Raw genomic sequence first — 16,152 nt, forward strand, 5'->3', positions numbered from 1 at the left:
TATGGCGGTGTAGCTCAGCTGGCTAGAGCGTCCGGTTCATACCCGGGAGGTCGGGGGTTCGATCCCCTTCGCCGCTATATTGTTGATCTTGTTGGACCTTTAGCTCAGCTGGTTAGAGCTCTCGGCTCATAACCGAGTGGTCGTAGGTTCAAGTCCTACAAGGTCCATTATTATCTTGGAGGATTACCCAAGTCCGGCTGAAGGGAACGGTCTTGAAAACCGTCAGGCGTGTAAAAGCGTGCGTGGGTTCGAATCCCACATCCTCCTTAATATTAACGCGGGATGGAGCAGCTCGGTAGCTCGTCGGGCTCATAACCCGAAGGTCGTAGGTTCAAATCCTGCTCCCGCAATTTGGCTCGGTAGCTCAGTTGGTAGAGCAATGGATTGAAGCTCCATGTGTCGGCGGTTCGATTCCGTCTCGCGCCATTTCTTTTAATAATAAGCGGGTGTAGTTTAGTGGTAAAACTACAGCCTTCCAAGCTGTTGTCGCGAGTTCGATTCTCGTCACCCGCTTTGAACATAGGTTCATTACCAAGTTTTTAACTTGGGCGCGTAGCTCAGGTGGTTAGAGCGCACGCCTGATAAGCGTGAGGTCGGTGGTTCGAGTCCACTCGTGCCCATTTTGGAGAATTACTCAAGAGGCTGAAGAGGACGGTTTGCTAAATCGTTAGGTCGGGTAACTGGCGCGGGGGTTCGAATCCCCCATTCTCCGTATAATTTCGAAGTTTGAGATATCATCTCAAACTATTTTTTATATTTTTGAAGGTTTTGTCTATGTTCTTGAATCGATTCTTTAAAATTTTTAGTTTTGTGTTTGTTTTAACTGTTTCAGGAATTTTATTTCTTTTTCCATCTGTTAGAACTTCGATTGTTTTAAAATCTTCTGATCTATTAGCTATTGTTGATAAGGCAGTATCGGTACCATTTGTTGTTGTGGAATCTAAGGCAATGGATTTAAAGGATTTATCTGAATTAAATGATGAAAACCGTTCGTTAAAATCACGTCTTTATCAAAAGGATATAGACCAGTCAAAACTTAACCGTTTGGAATCAGAAAATAGAGAATTAAAGGATTTGATGTCAATCAAAAATTCTGTATCGGGTTCTAAACAAATCGTTAGTGAGATTATTGACCGTAATTATGGTTCTTGGGATCAGGAATTTGTTATTGATAAAGGTAGTTCAGATGGAATTTCTGAGTCCATGTTTGTTCTTTCATCTGGTGGTGTCATTGGTGTGGTAGAAAGTATAGAGAAAAATTCTAGTAAAGTAAAATTATTAGTCGAAGATACTATTTCTTCACAACACCTGACGTTTAAAATTGAGAGTCAAGGTCAATCTATTTTTGCCTTATTAAATGGTTATGATGAGAAGACGGGTGAGTTTCGGTTGTTGCAAATTGGAGATCCAGTTGAAATTAAAAAAGGATCTCTGGTTTCAACAAGTGGTTTAGGAAAATATAAGAGTAGTGACTTACCTCTTGGTACAGTGACTTCTACTCAAAAGGCATCTGATCAGTTAGGGCAAGAAATTCGTGTGAAACCAAAGGCTAATTTAGATGTCAATCGTTATGTACTATTGATCGGAGAGTAGTGTGAAAGTCATACGTAAGTACCATTTTTCCCCTTTAATCTTATTCTTATCTTTATTTGTTGACGGACAGATCTCTTTTCTTATTTCTCGTTTCTGTCCAAACTCTTTAGAACCTACTTCATTTTTATTTCTATATGGTTTTATGTTATTGAGTCTCTATTTCTCTGAGATAGCTAGTATTTGGTGGGGAGTCTTCTTTGGTTTTTGTTTTGATGTGTATTTTTTACACACTCTAGGAATTGCCTTCCTAGTATTTCCTTTACTTCAGGTGATTTTTTATCGGTGTAATCAGATTATTTTAGTCAATCGATTGACTCGTTTTTTTACATTTTTATTAACGATTCTATTATTTCAGATTTTAACAAACCTTCTTTTGGTTCTTTTTATCGGTATAAAATTTAACTGGATTACACTAATTATTTACCAAATTTCCCCAAGTTTAATTTTGAATGTACTTCTATTATTAGTATTACAGCCTTTACTTGAAAAGATTTATTTATAAACTCGCAATAAAAATGTAACAATAGCGTAATATAAAATTTCAAAAAATTTGTTATACTAGTTAGTGTCTTATTAGAAAGGGAAAATTTATCTAATGAAGAAAAAATTATTTGCCACAATCTTATTGAGTACAGTTGCTTTATCACAAGGTGCTGTCGTAGCTGGTGTATCAGCTGATTCAACAGATGATAAGATTGCTGCTCAAGATAACAAAATCAATAGTATTAATCAACAACAACAAAGTGCACAAGCTCAGGTAGATCAAATCCAAGGTCAAGTATCTGAAATTAAACAACAACAAGAAAATCTTCAAGCTGAAAATGACCGTTTGAATGAAGAATCTGAACGATTGTCAGCTGAGATCGATGAGTTGTCAAAAAATATTGTTGCTCGTCAAGAATCACTTGCAAATCAAGCACGTAGTGCTCAAACAACTGGAACTGCAACAAGCTATATTAATGCGATTGTTAGCTCTGGATCTTTGACAGAAGCTATCTCACGTATTTCTGCTATGAATGAAATTGCAGATGCTAACAACAAAATGTTGCAAGAGCAAAAACGTGATAAAGAAGATATTGCACAAAAACAAAAAGAAAACAACGACGCTATCAATACTGTTATTGCAAATAAACAGCAATTAGAAGATGATGCGCAAGCTTTGTCAACTAAAGAAGCTGAGTTGAAAGTGGCACAATTGAATTTGGCAGCTGAAAAATCATCTGCTGAAAACGAAAAGAACGCTTTGTTGCAACAAAAAGCTGAAGCTGAAAAAGCAGCGGCAGCAGCGGCAGCAGCTGAGGCAGCTTACCGTGCAAAACAAAAAGAACAACAAGCAGCTGTAAAAGCTTCTGCTAATACAACTCTTCAAGCACAAGTTCAGGCAGCAGCACAAACACCTGCTGCAACACCAGCGGCTGCACAAACTCAAGCAGCAGCTCAACCTGCTGTTCAAACTCAAGCAGCAGCAGCTCCAGCAGCTCCAGCAGCAACTGTTTCTCGTCCAACTTATAGTACATCTGCATCATCTTATCCAGTTGGTGAATGTACATGGGGTGCGAAGACATTGGCTCCATGGGCTGGTGATTACTGGGGTAATGGTGGACAATGGGCAGCAAGTGCAGCGGCAGCAGGATTCCGTACAGGATCTCAACCACAAGTTGGTGCCATTGCATGTTGGAATGATGGTGGATATGGACACGTAGCAGTTGTTACAGCCGTTCAATCTACAACGAGCATCCAAGTCTCTGAGTCTAACTATAATGGTATCCGTAGTATTGGGAACTACCGTGGTTGGTTTAACCCAACAACAGCACAAGGTACTGTTACTTATATCTATCCAAACTAAGAATTACACTGAAGCAGAACATTTGTTCTGCTTCTTTTTTGATAGAATTTAGGTAGTGATAGATTTTGTAGTTTCCATAAATTAATATTTGAATATTTGCTTAAAAAGCGATAAAATGGTTACAGGAGAAATTTGTGCTGACTGTACAATATGGTTTTAGATTTTACTGGAGGAAATCATGTCATTTTCTGATTTAATGCTCTTTGCTTTGTCGTCAAATCAAGAATTGGCTCAACGTGTGTCTCGAGAAATGGGACTACCACTTGGAAAGTCAACGGTTCGTCAATTTTCTGATGGAGAAATTCAGGTTAATATTGAAGAATCAATCCGTGGGAAAGATGTTTATATTTTGCAATCCACTAGCTCGCCGGTTAACGATAATCTAATGGAAATTTTGATTATGGTAGATGCGTTGAAACGGGCTAGTGCGCAATCCATTAATGTGGTGATGCCATATTACGGCTATGCTCGTCAAGACCGGAAAGCTCGAGCTCGTGAACCAATCACTTCTAAGTTGGTAGCCAATATGCTTGAGGTTGCTGGTGTTGATCGCCTCTTGACAATTGATTTGCACGCCGCTCAGATTCAAGGTTTCTTTGATATTCCTGTTGACCACTTGATGGGTGCGCCTTTGATCGCCGACTATTTTGAACGTCGTGGGATGATTGGGAAAGACTATGTTGTTGTCAGTCCAGACCATGGTGGTGTGACTCGTGCTCGAAAATTAGCTGAATTTTTGAAGACACCGATTGCGATTATTGATAAACGTCGAAGTGTCGATAAGATGAATACGAGTGAAGTGATGAATATCATTGGGAGTGTTGAAGGCAAGACTTGTATTTTGATTGATGATATGATTGATACAGCTGGTACAATCTGTCATGCCGCGGACGCCCTTGCAGAAGCAGGTGCTGTTGAAGTTTATGCGAGCTGTACTCACCCTGTTTTATCAGGACCAGCGATGGACAATATTCAAAAATCAGCCATTAAGAAGTTGGTGGTGTTGGATACGATTTATCTACCGGAAGATCGATTAATTGATAAGATTGAGCAAATTTCGATTGCGAAACTCCTTGCAGAGGCCATTGTTCGCATTCACGAAAATCGCCCTCTTTCTCCTCTATTTGAAATCGGAAATGCCAAAAAATGTTAACAATAAGGAGGCTGGGTAACTGGCCTCTTTTATTTAGGAGGATATACAAATGGAAATCAGAAAATGGTTGGAAAATCTAAAAAAAGAAAAGAAACGGAAAAAACTGGTTCAAGCAGCTAAAGAACTAGAAGCAAAGGCTGATCCTAGTTTGCCCAAGAAACGATTGCCAAAAAATGGGGTGGTGAAATAGGATAGAAAAGATTTCTATTTTTTAAATACATTTTTATATATGAATAGAGTATTTTTCCAAGATGGTTTTAAATTCGTAGTTCTATATCTCAAATGGATCAAAAGATTAAACTTTTTTTAAAAAATAATGGAAAAAGTCTTGACATAGGCAGAATATCCTAGTATACTAGTCATAGTTACGAAGTAACGAATAATTTTTGAAAAGAAAAAAGGAGATAAAACAATGAAAAAAGTTTTATTATCATCAGTAGCAGCTCTTGCAGTATTTGCTGCAGCAGCACCAGTTCTTGCCGAAGGTGGAGTCAACGGTGGAGCTAACAATCCTAGAGGACCTCAAGATACTGACGTCGCTTCAAAATACTATGATCAATCTGAATTTGTAAGTGCTCGTACAGTTGAAGAATACCTTAACGGTCACATGGACGAAATCAAAGCTGAAGCAGCGGCTGATCCAGCAGTAGTAGCAGCTAAAGCTGAATTTGATGCTGTTGAAGGTGGTTCACACCTTTACGGAGAAAAGAAAGCAGCTTATGAAGCAGCATTCAATACTGCATTCTTGAACGTACGTAAAAAATATGTACAACAATTCCAAACTGTTCAAAACACAGCTAAGAAAAAAGAAGGCCGTTACTATATCTTGAATGAAACTCCAGAACAAGCTAACGCTCGTTACTTGAAAGAACATGGAATTAATCCAGAACAAGCTAACGCAGACGCAGCTAAAGCAGACGCAGCTAAAGCAGACGCAGCTAAAGCAGAAGAAGCAGCTAAAAAAGCAGAAGCTGGTAAAGCTGGTTCAAAACAAGCTGGTAAAGCTCTTCCAAAAACAAGCGCAGTTAAATAATTTGATTATTAATTAGCTCGTAAAATATCACTGGACCTTCGGGTTCAGTGTTATTTTTTAGAAAAAATCATCAAGAGGAGATCAATCAATGAAAAGAGCTGGGGAAAAAAGTTCAAATAAATTGGGTCTTGTAATTGCTGCTCTTGTTGCAGTTGTTGTTCTTGTTGCTGGATTTATTTTCTTTAATCCATTTGGAGGAACTAAGTCATCTGGCACGGCTAAAAAAACAACTGGAACAAGCTCAACCAAGCAAGAAACTAAATATGAACCAAGCCAAGAAGAAAAAGATTACTTGAAAAATCGTTTTGCTCAGTTAACAGCTGTTAACCCTGAGGCAATTGCTTATGTCTATGCACCGGGTACTGAGTTGGATGAACCTGTTGTACAAACCACTGACAATGAAACTTATTTGAATAAGACGTTTGATGGTGGAAATGAACCATACATGGGGACAGTCTTCATGGATATGGACAACAAGAAAGACTTCAGTGATCGTTTGACTTGGTTGTTTGGTCATGCTCGTGGTAGTAAGGTCGGCGATCATCGCATGTTTAATGATGTCAACTACTATGACAAACAAGAGTATTTGGACCAACATCCGTATGTTGTGATTGAGACACCAGAGCGGAAATATTATTATGAAGTAATGGGATTGGTCATTGTCCCAGAGGACACCGCTTTCTACCGTACAAGCTTTACTGATGACAATGATTTTACGACACAATTGAAGAATATCTATGAGTCAGCTCGTACGAAGAATCCTAATATCAAGATCAAAGCATCTGATAAATACTTAGTATTGTCAACTTGTCGTGAAGAGGATGAAACCATTCGTTCTAACCTCTACCTTCGTCAAATTCCTGATTCAGAAATGAAGGATTTTGTGGCAAAACATGCGGATCAATTGAAATATGTGGCAACACGTGGTCAACAATAATGGCTTGAAAGACTTAGCATTGCTAAGTCTTTTTTTCATGGAAGGATTTTTGAAATGTCCTTTGGTGGTAAGCAAAAGGTGGGGATCTGGCTTGTTCTTTTGCGATGGGGTCCTATTTATAGTATAATGAATATAAGTGTTTTGGAGGTGTTCTATGGATTTAACGAAACGTTTTAATAAAAATCTGAATCGGATCGAAGTTTCTTTGATTCGTCAGTTCGATCAATCAATTTCTTCCATTCCTGGTGTCTTGCGTTTGACTTTGGGGGAACCGGATTTTACCACTCCTGAACATGTAAAAGAAGCAGGAAAGGCTGCCATTGATGCGAATTTTAGCCATTACACTGGGATGAGTGGTTTGCTGGCTTTGCGTGAGGCTGCGAGTCAGTTTGTGGCTGATAAATATGGTATTTACTACCGTCCTGAAGATGAGATATTAGTGACGATCGGTGCGACTGAAGCCCTATCTGCCACCTTGACAGCAATCTTGGAACCTGGAGATGTAGTACTTCTTCCAGCACCGGCCTACCCTGGTTATGAGCCGATTATAAATTTGGTGGGAGCAGATGTTGTCGAAATTGATACGACAGCAGATCGTTTTGTCTTGACTCCTGAAAAGTTGGAAAAGGCGATTCTAGAGCAGGGTGAAAAATTGAAGGCTGTTATTCTCAATTATCCAGCTAATCCAACGGGTGTTACTTATTCGCGCGAACAGATGGCAGAATTAGCTGCTGTCTTAAAAAATTATGCAGTCTTTGTGATTTGTGATGAAGTCTATTCAGAGTTGACTTATACTGGAGAAGCGCATGTCTCAATGGCCTCCTTCATTCCTGAACAGACCGTTGTTATTAATGGCTTATCTAAGTCTCATGCCATGACAGGCTGGCGGCTTGGTTTTATCTTTGCGCCTGCTGCATTGACAGCCCAACTCATCAAGAGCCATCAATATTTGGTTACGGCTGCTGGAACCATGAACCAGTATGCTGCGATCGAAGCTTTGACGGAAGGTCGGGATGATGCGGAGCCAATGAAGAAGGAATATGTGAAGCGTCGGGATTATATTATCGAACAGATGACCGCGCTTGGGTTTGAGATTATTAAGCCAGATGGAGCCTTTTATATTTTTGCTAAAATCCCAGCTGGTTATAATCAAGATTCTTTCGCTTTCTTGCAGGATTTTGCGCGTGAAAAAGCGGTTGCTTTCATTCCTGGTGCTGCTTTTGGTCAATATGGCGAAGGCTATGTGCGTTTGTCGTATGCAGCCAGCATGGAGGTTATCAAGGAAGCAATGAAACGCTTGAAGGAGTATATGGAAGAACATGCTGGAGTCAATTGAGACCCGGGGAATTGTCCTGTATAATCGGGAGTTTCGTGAGGATGACAAGCTGGTCAAAATCTTCACAGAGAAGTCAGGGAAGCGGATGTTTTTTGTGAAACATGCGGGAAAATCACGGTTGAATCCCATGTTGCAACCTTTGGTAACGGCAGATATGTTGTTAAAAATCAATGATGATGGGTTGAGTTATATTGATGATTTTCAAGATGTGCAGGTTTATAAGAAAATCAATGCAGATCTTTTTGCCCTTTCTTATGCGACCTATGTTCTGGCGCTTGCAGATGCAAGTATTCAGGATAATCAGGAGGATCCAGCCCTGTTTGCTTTTTTAGAAAAGACCTTGTCTTTGATGGAAGAGGGACTGGATTATGAGGTTTTAACCAATATTTTTGAGATTCAGATTCTATCACGATTTGGAGTTATCTTGAATCTGCATGAATGCTGTTTCTGTCATCGGGTTGGACTTCCTTTTGATTACTCTTTTCGGTATAGTGGGGTCCTTTGTCCGGATCATTATGATCGGGATGAGAGACGAGCTCACTGGCATCCGAATGTTCTCTATTTATTGGATCAGTTTCAAGCAGTACGATTCAGTGAGCTAGAGACCATTTCCCTACAAGCGGAGATGAAAGCAGCTCTGCGTCAGGCAATTGATCAGTTGTATGAGGAGTATGTAGGGATCCATTTAAAAGCTAAAAAGTTTATCGATTCCTTGAGTGATTGGGGAGCGATTATGAAAGATTCATCTGGAGGTGAAACATGAAAAAAATTGCAGTAGATGCAATGGGGGGCGATAATGCACCTCAAGCCTTGGTAGAAGGTGTGAATCAAGCCATTCGTGATTTTGATGATATTGAGATTGTCTTATATGGCGATGAGGCAAAAATCAAAGACTATTTAACCGCAACAGAACGTGTATCGATTGTGCATACGGAAGAAAAAATCGATTCAGATGATGAGCCAACGCGGGCCATTCGTCGGAAAAAACAGGCTTCGATGGTCTTAGCTGCCAAGGATGTGAAGGATGGTAAGGTCGATGCTATGCTATCTGCGGGAAATACAGGTGCGCTATTGGCGGCTGGTTTCTTTATCGTTGGCCGCATCAAAGGGGTGGAACGACCTGGCTTGATGTCAACACTTCCAACGGTTGATGGTCGTGGCTATGATATGCTAGACTTAGGGGCCAATGCGGAAAATACACCGGAGCACTTGCATCAGTATGCTGTGATGGGATCCTATTATGCTGAAAATGTTCGTGGGATTCAAAAACCGCGCGTGGGTCTATTGAACAATGGGACAGAAGCTAGTAAGGGAGATTCTTTGCGCAAGGAAACCTACCAATTGTTATCTGAGGATGAGTCGATTCATTTTGTTGGAAACGTGGAAGCGCGTGACTTGATGGATGGCGTTGCTGATGTCGTTGTGGCGGATGGTTTCACGGGAAACGCTGTCTTGAAAACGATGGAAGGAACGGCTTTTGGAATCTTGAAGCAATTGAAACAAGCGATTGCCACTGGAAACTGGAAGGCGAAATTGGGAGCTTTTCTGCTCAAGGACCGTTTGAAATCATTGAAGCAAACCTTGGATTTCTCAGATGTTGGAGGAGCGGTCTTGTTTGGTCTTCAAGCACCTGTTGTTAAAACGCATGGTTCGAGTGATGCCAAAGCTGTCTATAGCACGATTCGTCAGATTCGGACTATGTTAGAGACAGATGTTGTTGGAAAATCAGTGAAGGAATTATCGAAGGAAGGGTAATGTATGAGTAAACAAAACGAAATTTTAGCTACTATTGAGGAATTTCTCAAAGACCGCAAGGGACCAGATTTTCAAGTATCTTTGGAATCTGACTTACGTAAGGATTTACAGGCGGATTCTGTTGAATTGATGGAATTTATTATCAATCTTGAGGATGAATACCAAATTGAGATTCCGGACAAGGCTATTGATGAATTTAACACAGTAGGGGATGTTGTCGACTATATCGAAAAACGAACTGCTGGTCACTAATGAAAAAGGGATCGTTCAGAGATTATTCTGGATGATCTTTTTTTCTGTCCTTTTTATTCGGATTCTGCTTATATTGTACGGAATTTTATTGAAAATACACTTTGTATGTGATAGAATGAAGGTGATAAAATACGAAAGGCGAACAAAGTCATGACCAATCAACTGATTTATACTGGAAAAGCTAAGGATATCTATACTACTGAGGACGAACATGTGATTAAGTCGGTCTATAAGGACCAAGCCACTATGCTGAATGGGGCTCGTAAGGAGACTATTAAGGGAAAAGGTGTGCTAAATAATCAGATTTCGTCTCTTATTTTTGAAAAATTGAATGCTGCGGGTGTAGCTACTCACTTTATAAAACGTATTTCTGATACCGAACAACTCAACAAGAAAGTAAAAATTATTCCTTTGGAGGTGGTTCTTCGTAATGTGACTGCGGGTTCTTTCTCTAAACGTTTTGGCGTTGAAGAAGGTTTGGACTTGAAAACTCCAATCGTTGAATTTTACTACAAGAACGATGAGTTGGACGATCCATTCATCAATGATGAGCATGTCAAGTTTTTGGATATTGCCAATGATGAACAAATTGCTTATATCAAGGAAGAAACGCGTCGTATCAATGAATTGCTGAAGGATTGGTTTGCACAAATTGGTCTTCGCTTGATTGACTTCAAATTGGAATTTGGTTTTGATAAGGATGGCAAGATTATCTTGGCAGATGAATTCTCTCCAGATAACTGCCGCCTTTGGGATGCGGAAGGGCACCATATGGACAAGGATGTTTTCCGTAGGGACTTGGGCAGTTTAACGGATGTATATCAGGTTGTATTGGAGAAATTACAGGGCTTGAAGTAATCTTTTTGAAACGGAAAACCTTCGTCTTTCAAGTAAAAGGACTCAGGCTGAAAAGGTCTACTAGACCTTTTCACTCCGTCGTGATCTTGGTAGCTTGACAGATGTTTATGAAGTTGTATTAGAAAAATTGCAAGGATTGAAGTAGCCTTTTACAAATAGAATACTTGGTCTTCACTACAATCTTTAAGTAGAAATAGATAAAGGAAATAAAATGGATAAACGTATTTTCGTTGAGAAAAAAGCTGATTTTCGTGTGAAATCGGACTCTTTAGTAAAAGAATTACAGCATAATCTTCAGTTGAAAACCTTGAAGGATCTTCGGATTGTTCAGGTTTACGATGTTTTTGGTTTGGCAGAGGACTTGTTTGCGCGTGCGGAAAAACATATCTTCTCTGAGCAAGTGACCGATACTGTTTTGGATGAAGCTGCGGTTCAGGCTGATCTTGAAAAGCATGCTTTCTTTGCGATCGAAAGTTTGCCTGGTCAATTTGACCAACGTGCGGCATCTTCACAAGAAGCTTTGCTTTTGCTTGGTAGTTCAAATGATGTAACAGTGAATACAGCGCAACTTTACTTGGTCAACAAGGATATTGATGCGAATGAGTTGGAAGCGGTCAAAAACTACCTCTTGAACCCAGTGGATTCTCGTTTCAAAGACATCACTGTTGGCATTGCTAAACAGGATTTCTCTGAGTCTGACAAGACCATTCCAAGCTTGGATTTCTTTGAAAGCTATACGGCAGAAGATTTTGCACAGTATAAGGCAGAGCAAGGATTGGCCATGGAAGTGGATGACCTTCTCTTCATTCAAGATTACTTCAAGTCTATTGGACGTGTGCCAACTGAGACTGAGTTGAAGGTGTTGGATACTTACTGGTCTGACCACTGTCGTCACACAACTTTCGAGACTGAGTTGAAAAATATCGACTTCTCAGCTTCTAAATTTGAAAAACAATTGCAAGCGACTTATGACAAGTATATTGCCATGCGTGATGAGTTGGGACGTACAGAAAAACCTCAAACCTTGATGGATATGGCGACTATTTTTGGTCGTTATGAGCGTGCCAATGGCCGTTTGGATGACATGGAAGTATCTGATGAAATCAATGCCTGCTCTGTTGAAATTGAAGTGGATGTCAATGGTGTGAAAGAGCCATGGCTTCTCATGTTTAAGAACGAAACTCACAACCACCCAACGGAAATCGAACCATTTGGTGGAGCGGCTACTTGTATCGGTGGTGCCATTCGTGACCCATTGTCAGGGCGTTCCTACGTTTACCAAGCCATGCGTATTTCAGGTGCTGGCGATATTACAGCTCCAATTTCAGAAACTCGCGCTGGGAAATTGCCACAACAAGTGATTTCTAAAACAGCAGCTCACGGTTATTCTTCATACGGTAACCAAATTGGTCTTGCCACAACTTATGTTCGTGAATACTTCCACCCAGGTTTCGTTGCTAAGCGTATGGAGCTAGGTGCGGTTGTCGGTGCGGCTCCTAAGGAAAATGTTGTCCGTGAAAAACCTGAAGCTGGTGATGTGATTATCTTGCTCGGTGGTAAGACTGGACGTGACGGTGTCGGTGGTGCGACAGGTTCTTCTAAAGTTCAAACGGTTGAATCTGTTGAAACAGCTGGTGCTGAAGTTCAAAAAGGGAATGCCATCGAAGAACGTAAGATTCAACGTCTTTTCCGTAATGGGGAAGTGACCCGTTTGATCAAGAAATCAAATGACTTTGGTGCTGGTGGTGTCTGCGTGGCTATCGGTGAATTGGCAGATGGTCTTGAAATTGATCTAGACAAAGTGCCATTGAAATACCAAGGTTTGAACGGTACAGAAATTGCCATTTCTGAGTCTCAAGAACGGATGGCTGTGGTGGTTCGTCCAGAAGATGTAGACGCCTTCGTTGCAGCATGTAACAAAGAAAATATTGATGCTGTGGTTGTTGCGACAGTGACTGAAAAACCAAATCTAGTCATGCACTGGAATGGTGAAACCATCGTTGATTTGGAACGTCGTTTCCTTGATACAAACGGTGTACGTGTGGTTGTAGATGCTAAGGTGGTTGACAAGGATGTCAAGCTTCCAGAAGAACGTCAAACATCTGCTGAAACCCTTGAAGCGGATACTCTTGAGGTCTTGGCTGACTTGAACCATGCCAGTCAAAAAGGGTTACAAACCATCTTTGATAGCTCAGTTGGTCGTTCAACAGTCAATCACCCACTTGGTGGTCGCTACCAAATCACACCAACGGAAGCTTCTGTACAGAAATTACCAGTCCAACATGGCGTGACAACCACCGCTTCTGTTATGGCGCAAGGATTCAACCCTTATGTAGCAGAATGGTCTCCATATCATGGTGCTGCCTATGCGGTCATCGAAGCAACCGCTCGTTTGGTTGCTGCTGGTGCAAACTGGTCTAAGGCTCGTTTCTCTTATCAAGAATACTTCGAGCGGATGGATAAACAAGCAGAGCGTTTTGGTCAACCAGTAGCAGCTCTTCTTGGATCCATTGAAGCTCAGATTCAACTTGGTTTGCCATCTATCGGTGGGAAAGACTCTATGTCTGGTACCTTTGAAGAATTGACAGTACCACCAACCTTGGTTGCTTTTGGGGTGACAACTACAGATAGCCGTAAGGTCCTTTCTCCAGAATTTAAAGCTACTGGTGAAAATATCTATTACATCCCAGGTCAAGCTTTGGCACAAGAAATTGACTTTGATCTTATCAAGTCTAACTTTGCTCAATTTGAAGCCATCCAAGCAACTCACAAAGTCACATCTGCATCCGCTGTCAAATACGGTGGTGTCCTTGAAGCTCTTGCCCTTGCAACCTTTGGGAACCATATTGGTGCAAACGTCGAATTAGCTGACCTTGACACTAGCTTGACAGCCCAATTGGGTGGATTCATCTTCACATCGCCTGAAGAAATTGCAGGTGTTGCCAAGATTGGACAAACAGCAGATGACTTTACACTTACTGTCAATGGTGTAACGCTTGATGGACACAAACTTGACAGTGCCTTCCAAGGTAAATTGGAAGAGGTTTACCCAACGGAATTTGCACAAGCAACTGAGCTGGAAGAAGTACCTGCGTTGGCATCAGATACTGTTATCAAAGCTAAAGAAACAGTTGAGGCACCAGTGGTTTACATCCCAGTATTCCCAGGTACTAACTCGGAATATGACTCCGCTAAGGCCTTTGAAAAAGAAGGTGCAAAAGTCAACTTGGTACCATTTGTCACACTGAATGAAGAAGCTATTGTCAAGTCTGTTGACACCATGGTTGACAACATTGAAAAAGCGAATATTATCTTCTTTGCAGGTGGCTTCTCAGCAGCAGATGAACCAGATGGATCCGCTAAATTTATCGTGAACATCTTGCTTAACGAAAAAGTGCGTGCAGCCATTGATCACTTCATCGAACGTGGTGGTTTGATCATCGGTATCTGTAATGGGTTCCAGGCCCTCGTCAAATCAGGCCTTCTTCCATATGGTAACTTTGAAGATGCGAGCAGCACGAGTCCAACCCTCTTCTACAATGATGCCAACCAACACGTGGCTAAGATGGTTGAAACACGGATTGCCAACACGAACTCACCATGGCTTGCAGGCGTGAAAGTTGGTGACATCCATGCCATCCCAGTATCACACGGTGAAGGGAAGTTTGTCGTGACAGCTGAAGAATTTGCAGAGCTTCGTGACAATGGTCAAATCTTTACCCAATATGTTGACTTCGAAGGTAAACCAAGCATGGATTCTAAATACAATCCTAACGGATCTGTTAATGCTATTGAAGGTATCACAAGTAAGAACGGTCAAATCATCGGGAAGATGGGACACTCAGAACGTTTCGAAGACGGTCTCTTCCAAAATATTCCAGGAAATAAAGATCAACATCTCTTTGCGTCAGCGGTTAAATACTTTACTGGAAAATAAAAGGTATACAAAATGACATACGAAGTTAAATCTCTTAATGAAGAATGTGGTATTTTTGGGATCTGGGGACACCCAGATGCTGCAAAACTGACTTATTTCGGATTACACAGTCTTCAACACCGTGGTCAAGAAGGGGCGGGGATCCTTTCAAATGATGCGGGTCAATTAAAACGGTATCGTGATACAGGTCTTCTCTCAGAAGTGTTTCGGAATCCTGCTAACTTGGATAAGTTAACAGGGACGGGAGCGATTGGTCATGTTCGCTATGCGACAGCTGGGGAAGCTTCGGTGGATAACATCCAGCCCTTCCTCTTTCGCTTTCATGATACCCAGTTTGGACTGGCCCACAACGGGAATTTGACCAATGCCAAGTCCCTCAAACGGGAGTTGGAAAATAACGGAGCGATCTTTAGCTCAACTTCTGATTCAGAAATCTTGGCGCACTTGATTCGTCGGAGCCACAACCCATCCTTCATGGGTAAGGTGAAAGAAGCCTTGAATACGGTGAAAGGTGGATTTGCTTACCTTCTCATGCTGGAAGATAAGCTGATTGCGGCCTTGGATCCAAATGGTTTTCGTCCTCTTTCGATTGGCAAAATGACCAATGGCGCTATCGTAGTTTCCTCTGAAACCTGTGCCTTTGAAGTGGTTGGAGCAGAGTGGATTCGGGATGTAAATCCGGGTGAAGTCGTGATCATCGATGATAACGGCATCACTTACGATAACTATACAACGGACACCCAATTGGCTGTTTGCTCAATGGAGTATATTTACTTTGCCCGTCCTGACTCCAATATCCAAGGCGTGAATGTCCATACAGCCCGTAAACGTATGGGGGCTCAATTGGCACGTGAATTTAAACATGAAGCAGATATTGTGGTCGGTGTACCTAACTCTTCACTTAGCGCAGCCATGGGATTTGCAGAAGAATCAGGCTTACCAAATGAAATGGGCTTGATTAAAAACCAATACACCCAACGTACTTTTATCCAACCAACACAAGAATTGCGTGAGCAAGGGGTTCGTATGAAGCTCTCTGCCGTATCCGGTGTCGTGAAAGGCAAACGGGTTGTCATGATCGATGATTCTATCGTACGTGGGACAACCTCACGTCGGATTGTGAAGTTATTGAAAGAAGCAGGGGCTACAGAAGTCCATGTGGCAATTGCAAGTCCAGCTCTGGCTTATCCATGTTTCTACGGGATTGATATTCAAACGCGTAAGGAATTGATTGCTGCCAATCATACAGTAGAGGAAACACGCGATATCATTGGTGCAGATAGCTTGACGTATTTATCAATCGATGGCTTGATTGATTCTATTGGAATCGATACAGATGCCCCAAATGGCGGTCTTTGTGTGGCTTACTTTGATGGTAAATATCCAACACCTTTGTATGACTACGAAGAACGCTATGTGGAAAGTTTGAAAGAACATACTTCTTTCTATTAA

The 16,152-nt window shown here is 41.3% G+C and carries 14 protein-coding genes and 8 tRNA genes; all 22 read left to right on the top strand.

The annotated features are described in order from the left end of the window. Window positions 1-3: 3 nt before the first annotated feature. The 22 genes from O3629_RS07510 to purF all read left to right on the top strand — a co-directional run bounded on the left by O3629_RS07510 (window position 4) and on the right by purF (window position 16,152). Window positions 4-77: transfer RNA gene (locus O3629_RS07510), tRNA-Met, on the top strand. A 16-nt stretch (window positions 78-93) separates the two neighbouring features. Continuing rightward, window positions 94-167: transfer RNA gene (locus O3629_RS07515), tRNA-Ile, on the top strand. Window positions 168-177: 10 nt separating this feature from the next. After that, window positions 178-267, top strand: a tRNA-Ser gene (locus O3629_RS07520). 9 nt (window positions 268-276) lie between these two features. Further along, a tRNA-Met gene (locus O3629_RS07525) sits at window positions 277-350 on the top strand. 3 nt (window positions 351-353) lie between these two features. Continuing rightward, window positions 354-426, top strand: a tRNA-Phe gene (locus O3629_RS07530). A 16-nt stretch (window positions 427-442) separates the two neighbouring features. Next, window positions 443-513 (top strand) — tRNA-Gly (locus O3629_RS07535). A gap of 33 nt (window positions 514-546) precedes the next feature. After that, window positions 547-620 (top strand) — tRNA-Ile (locus O3629_RS07540). 4 nt (window positions 621-624) lie between these two features. Continuing rightward, window positions 625-712: transfer RNA gene (locus O3629_RS07545), tRNA-Ser, on the top strand. 62 nt (window positions 713-774) lie between these two features. Further along, window positions 775-1,593, top strand: a complete 819-nt coding sequence (gene mreC, locus O3629_RS07550) for a rod shape-determining protein MreC (protein WP_371469241.1) — start codon at window positions 775-777, stop codon at window positions 1,591-1,593. 1 nt (window position 1,594) lies between these two features. Next, on the top strand, window positions 1,595-2,095 hold the full coding sequence (gene mreD / locus O3629_RS07555; protein WP_371469239.1) for a rod shape-determining protein MreD: 501 nt from the start codon (window positions 1,595-1,597) through the stop codon (window positions 2,093-2,095). A 93-nt stretch (window positions 2,096-2,188) separates the two neighbouring features. After that, a complete protein-coding gene (pcsB, locus tag O3629_RS07560; protein ID WP_155200042.1) occupies window positions 2,189-3,439 on the top strand; it encodes a peptidoglycan hydrolase PcsB in 1,251 nt (416 codons plus the stop codon). 178 nt (window positions 3,440-3,617) lie between these two features. Beyond that, window positions 3,618-4,592, top strand: a complete 975-nt coding sequence (locus O3629_RS07565) for a ribose-phosphate diphosphokinase (RefSeq protein WP_021154183.1) — start codon at window positions 3,618-3,620, stop codon at window positions 4,590-4,592. Between the two features lie 49 nt (window positions 4,593-4,641). Further along, entirely contained in the window at window positions 4,642-4,782 is a 141-nt protein-coding gene (locus O3629_RS07570) for a hypothetical protein (protein ID WP_173018797.1), read from the top strand. Between the two features lie 222 nt (window positions 4,783-5,004). Further along, complete coding sequence (gene abpA / locus O3629_RS07575; protein WP_371608977.1) at window positions 5,005-5,625, top strand: amylase-binding adhesin AbpA; 621 nt, start codon at window positions 5,005-5,007, stop codon at window positions 5,623-5,625. An 88-nt stretch (window positions 5,626-5,713) separates the two neighbouring features. After that, the gene (gene srtB, locus O3629_RS07580; protein ID WP_155168302.1) at window positions 5,714-6,562 is read left to right on the top strand and encodes a class B sortase, LPKTxAVK-specific; all 849 of its coding nucleotides are present in this window, start codon (window positions 5,714-5,716) and stop codon (window positions 6,560-6,562) included. Between the two features lie 154 nt (window positions 6,563-6,716). After that, window positions 6,717-7,898, top strand: coding sequence for a pyridoxal phosphate-dependent aminotransferase (locus O3629_RS07585; RefSeq protein ID WP_371608978.1), 1,182 nt, complete (start codon window positions 6,717-6,719; stop codon window positions 7,896-7,898). Continuing rightward, window positions 7,882-8,661 (top strand): DNA repair protein RecO, encoded by a 780-nt coding sequence (gene recO, locus O3629_RS07590; protein ID WP_371608979.1) that lies wholly within the window; start codon window positions 7,882-7,884, stop codon window positions 8,659-8,661. Before O3629_RS07585 ends, recO begins: the two co-directional genes overlap by 17 nt. Next, window positions 8,658-9,653, top strand: coding sequence for a phosphate acyltransferase PlsX (gene plsX, locus O3629_RS07595; RefSeq protein WP_371608980.1), 996 nt, complete (start codon window positions 8,658-8,660; stop codon window positions 9,651-9,653). Before recO ends, plsX begins: the two co-directional genes overlap by 4 nt. A gap of 3 nt (window positions 9,654-9,656) precedes the next feature. Continuing rightward, entirely contained in the window at window positions 9,657-9,905 is a 249-nt protein-coding gene (locus O3629_RS07600; protein ID WP_024054589.1) for an acyl carrier protein, read from the top strand. 150 nt (window positions 9,906-10,055) lie between these two features. Beyond that, window positions 10,056-10,763, top strand: coding sequence for a phosphoribosylaminoimidazolesuccinocarboxamide synthase (gene purC, locus O3629_RS07605; RefSeq protein ID WP_003009285.1), 708 nt, complete (start codon window positions 10,056-10,058; stop codon window positions 10,761-10,763). A 211-nt stretch (window positions 10,764-10,974) separates the two neighbouring features. Continuing rightward, on the top strand, window positions 10,975-14,700 hold the full coding sequence (locus O3629_RS07610; protein ID WP_272145278.1) for a phosphoribosylformylglycinamidine synthase: 3,726 nt from the start codon (window positions 10,975-10,977) through the stop codon (window positions 14,698-14,700). A gap of 12 nt (window positions 14,701-14,712) precedes the next feature. Further along, window positions 14,713-16,152, top strand: coding sequence for an amidophosphoribosyltransferase (purF, locus tag O3629_RS07615; RefSeq protein ID WP_371608981.1), 1,440 nt, complete (start codon window positions 14,713-14,715; stop codon window positions 16,150-16,152).

The organism is Streptococcus sp. 27098_8_12 (genome assembly GCF_041432115.1).
Classification (GTDB): Bacteria; Bacillota; Bacilli; order Lactobacillales; family Streptococcaceae; genus Streptococcus; species Streptococcus parasanguinis_V.